The sequence below is a fragment of the Mesorhizobium marinum genome, from assembly GCF_040813675.1.
In the GTDB taxonomy this organism is placed as follows: domain Bacteria; phylum Pseudomonadota; class Alphaproteobacteria; order Rhizobiales; family Rhizobiaceae; genus Mesorhizobium_K; species Mesorhizobium_K marinum.
In genome coordinates this window covers 1-573 of the sequence record NZ_JBFOCI010000041.1, presented here as the reverse complement: position 1 = coordinate 573, position 573 = coordinate 1, and the positions used below count along the sequence as shown (strand labels likewise).

1 protein-coding gene is annotated in these 573 nt (G+C 57.6%); it reads left to right on the top strand.

The features are described 5' to 3' along the window. The first annotated feature begins 127 nt into the window (after positions 1 to 127). Positions 128 to 538, top strand: a complete 411-nt coding sequence (locus tag ABUE31_RS22765) for a hypothetical protein (RefSeq protein ID WP_367726050.1) — start codon at positions 128 to 130, stop codon at positions 536 to 538. Positions 539 to 573: the final 35 nt, after the last annotated feature.

Here is a 573-nt window from a genome sequence, read left to right as displayed (position 1 = left end):
GTGGTCAGCATGTGTTCCCTCTTCATCTAAAAACTATGTATCACACACAGAAAAAAGTTGACAACGGCTAAACGCGTTTCTAGTGTATAAACACAGTTAACAGTATCCAAACTACAGGGAGCATGCAATGCCGAACACCGCTGTTCGGGCAGCCGCCGAAGGCGTGCCCAAGGTCATCTTCAGGACGGTCGCTGAGTTCCCCGAGCTCTACATCATGGTCTTCAGCGGCAACGATTTCGCGCCGCGCATCGCCGATGGTGACTCGCTGGTGTTCTCGAAGAGTGAGACGCCGCAGCGTGACGACATCGTCATCGCCTGGGAGCGGCCCGACAAGATGCAGCCGGGGGATATCCAGCCCGGCATCTTCACCCTGTCCCTCGGCCAGCCAGGCATCATGTTGCCGTTCGACGACCATCCCCAATCGGAGGTCAAGCCGGTCTTCGTTCTGATGCAGGGCGACGGACGACGGGCGCTCGTCGAGGCAAGCAAGCTGCTGGCCGTCCACAAGTGCGTCAACATCGTGAAGCGGGAGGACTGATCCAATGAAGATGACGCTTAAGAGCGCCGCACGTG

Coding starts and splice junctions, on each gene's coding strand:
- ABUE31_RS22765 (WP_367726050.1), top strand. CDS start 128: ATGCCGAACACCGCTGTTCGGGCAGCCGCCGAAGGCGTGCCCAAGGTC.